The organism is Methylocaldum sp. (assembly GCF_035627495.1).
Lineage (GTDB): Bacteria > Pseudomonadota > Gammaproteobacteria > Methylococcales > Methylococcaceae > Methylocaldum.
Window position 1 is genome coordinate 1 of the sequence record NZ_DASPLO010000096.1, and the last position, 2,930, is coordinate 2,930.

A 2,930-nucleotide genomic window follows, 5' to 3' on the forward strand; every position below is an offset into this window, starting at 1 on the left:
AACCTTGGCCAGACCGAAATCTGGCCTTATCCGCGCGCCAATGGGGACTACACGAAGGAAGCCCTAGATCGTCTGCGGCAACGGTTTCCCAGCCGGCCGATCCAGTTGGTCTGGGACGGGGCGCCGTATCACCGGGCGGCGGGAGTTCGTGAGCACGCGGCTCGCTTGAATATCGACCTGATCCCACTACCGGGTTACAGTCCAGACTTCATGCCGGTAGAAGCTCTCTGGCGCTGGCTGCGTGAGGATGTCACTTATCATCATTGCCATACCAGCACGGCGGAACTCATCGACCGGGTCGAAATGTTCCGGCAAGGCATCAACGCCAATCCCTGTGAAGTCGCCGATCGTCTCTGGGTCAAGGACGCGCTCGATCCGAGCGAGGAAAAACTACGCATTCCAAAGTAGACGCGGTTTAGCTCCTTGAATCGCTCCTCGGCGTTACGTTCCTTGCTGACATCGGGATGATATTTCCGGGCGAGCTTGCGATAGGCCCGTTTAATATCCTCCTGCGAGGCATCCCTCGATACGCCCATAATCTTGTAGTAATCCTTGAATTCCATAAAACGGCATTCCTCGATAGGTTTGGGTGAGGCTGCTGTGCTTAGACGAGTTATGGCATTGAAATGCTTTAGGAATCATAGCAACCGTGAGAAAGCAGGCACAATGAGGTGGTCGGTTGATCGGGTGCTAAAGCAAAGGTTATTGGCGTTTAAACGATGAACCCCGCAAAAACGGGGTTCATCGACTAGGCAGAGAGGGAATGAGCGGGTTTAGAAGGCCAGAGAGCCGCGCATCTGGACAGTGTCGAGGTCTGACGGATCTCCTTCCAAAAGCGCCCGGCTTGACCCGGCGGTGCCGAGATCGATGTCGATGACGTGGGTATAGTCCAGCATTAAGCGGAACCATGGGTTGAGATACCAGTTGACGCCGAAGGTCGCCGCTGTCTCGCGTCCGCCGTGCTGATTGGCCGTACCAAGCTTGTCCATGTTGACTTGGGAAATGCGGCCTTTGAGTTCCCAGGCACCCCAACCGCCGGCCAAGTCGAAGTTCCGATTGGGGGTTAAGCGTTTAAAGACAGCATCTCTCGGATCGTAAGCGGCGGCTCTCGATTCGCCGGTCAGGCTGTACATCACATCGAAGTGCCAACCATCAAACTTGGCGTCTTCGATTCCAGCGCCGGTCCGTTGTAGATAGGCCACGTTATACTCGCTTTCAAAAGAAAAGGCACCGTAGGCGCCTGCCGCTTCAGCATCGAAAAACACCTCGTCGTCGATATTCGCGATAGTCCCGGTGTCGATCGGAAAGAAATGATCGATGTGGGTTGGGCGGATGCGATATCGAACGGTCTTGTCAGCCTGTTGCGGTACCCGATAAGCGGCAGACGCGCCGACGTGGATAAGTTCGCCCGGTTTATACCAAGGCGTCCAGGTGACGCGCCCCGATGCGCCCCAGCCTTCGTCATCGGCTGCGCTCTCAGCTTGCCTCGTGGCTGTGTCACCGTATATACCGGCGGCAGCGGTCCAGTTGTGACCGTACGTATCGTAGCGGAGACCAATCGCACGATTCACGGATACGTCCGTCCATGCGTACTCCAATGAACGCTCCATAAACGGCATATCGTTGGAGCTCATCATTTGCTGGAGGCTGTACGGTTGCTTGCTTTGGCCGAGGGTCCAGGTACCCCAGTCGAAGCCGGTATATTGTACGAACGCATCCTTGAGTCTGACTTGCTCGTCGGCGAAATCCGGTTGCAGCTTGAATCTCCAGTCGTTATAGAACTGGCCAGCGAACTCCATGCGGAAACGGCGGATTTCGGTGCCAGTGTCGAGGTCGTTGCTTACCGGTTCATTGATTGTGGTACTGCCATTCCTAGTGGTATTTGGATCATCGACTAGGCCGTTGTTGTTTCTGTCATTCCAGGTGGTGAACTTGTCCCCGGATTGAATGGCGGCGTCCGCATGGAGGCGGCCGTTGAGGCTAAATTTGAAGTTGCCGTCATTGGATTGAAACTGAAGTCCCTTTGCGCCGAGAGTGACTTTTGCGTCATCCGGCGCTTTCGGCTTGTTGGCTAGGGCATCAATTTTCTTATTAAGACGGTCTTCGACAGCCTTAATTTGATCGCCCTCCGGCTTGGCCTTCGCGGTTTTTTTGGCGGGTCTGGATTCCTCAACTGCTGCGTCGTCAACTTTTTCGAAGTTTCCAAGCTTCACGCGCCCTGGCCCCGGTTCGGCATAGATCTGTTTGGTTTTGCTGTCCATATAAAGGTCGAGCGCCTGGGCAGTAGGTGCACCGGCTCCACCAATAGCGAGTGAAATGGCATATGCCAAGCGTTTGAATCTCATTGGTCCCCCCAACGTAAGAATGTTTTCCAGGAAGCGTATGTTTAAAGTTGGCTCTGTTGTGTTGCGTATGCCCGCTGTTGAGTTGTTGGTTACAACTCAACAATCGATCGCGTTAAAGCAACAAAAGCCTACGAGGGAACTATGACGATTTCGTTACCGTAACATTACGAAATTGTGACAATGTGTCATGAGGCTTGTTTTGCCAGATTTAATGACCGCTGGGTGTATGAAAATTGAGAGAAGGCGAACACTCAGAAATTACGGGCAAACGTAAATCGCAGCCCAATTTGATACATGGGGCTGCAGATGCGTCCATTTATGGATGCATAACGATAGGCGAGGGCCCCGATAGAACTACAGGAATCAATAGATGGCGAATATGGAACTCGTCTACATTCAGTGTAGCCGTGTCGAGTGTATTCCCCGGCATGTCCGCATTTTTATAACCCGCCTGCTTGACTGGGGCGGGAGGAGCTGGAATAATGGTCAGCTCTTCCGGTGCTGACGGCCTGAACGAAAGGGGCGGTGGCGGAAGGCGGGGAGAAAAGAAGGGTTGACAGGGGGTGGAAAGTCGGTATAATGGCT

At 53.8% G+C, this 2,930-nt stretch carries 2 protein-coding genes and 1 pseudogene; 1 reads left to right on the plus strand and 2 read right to left on the minus strand.

From position 1 onward, the window contains the following. Positions 1–18: 18 nt before the first annotated feature. Positions 19–408 (plus strand): transposase, encoded by a 390-nt coding sequence (locus VEB01_RS08140; protein WP_414675435.1) that lies wholly within the window; start codon positions 19–21, stop codon positions 406–408. Here the strand turns inward: VEB01_RS08140 and VEB01_RS08145 are convergent. Both VEB01_RS08145 and VEB01_RS08150 read right to left on the minus strand, forming a co-directional pair. Continuing rightward, a pseudogene (locus VEB01_RS08145) lies at positions 405–563 on the minus strand (DnaJ domain-containing protein); the annotation flags it as partial. The gene VEB01_RS08140 and the pseudogene VEB01_RS08145 overlap by 4 nt on opposite strands. A gap of 210 nt (positions 564–773) precedes the next feature. After that, entirely contained in the window at positions 774–2,345 is a 1,572-nt protein-coding gene (locus tag VEB01_RS08150) for an OprO/OprP family phosphate-selective porin (protein ID WP_324874434.1), read from the minus strand. Between the last annotated feature and the right edge of the window lie 585 nt (positions 2,346–2,930).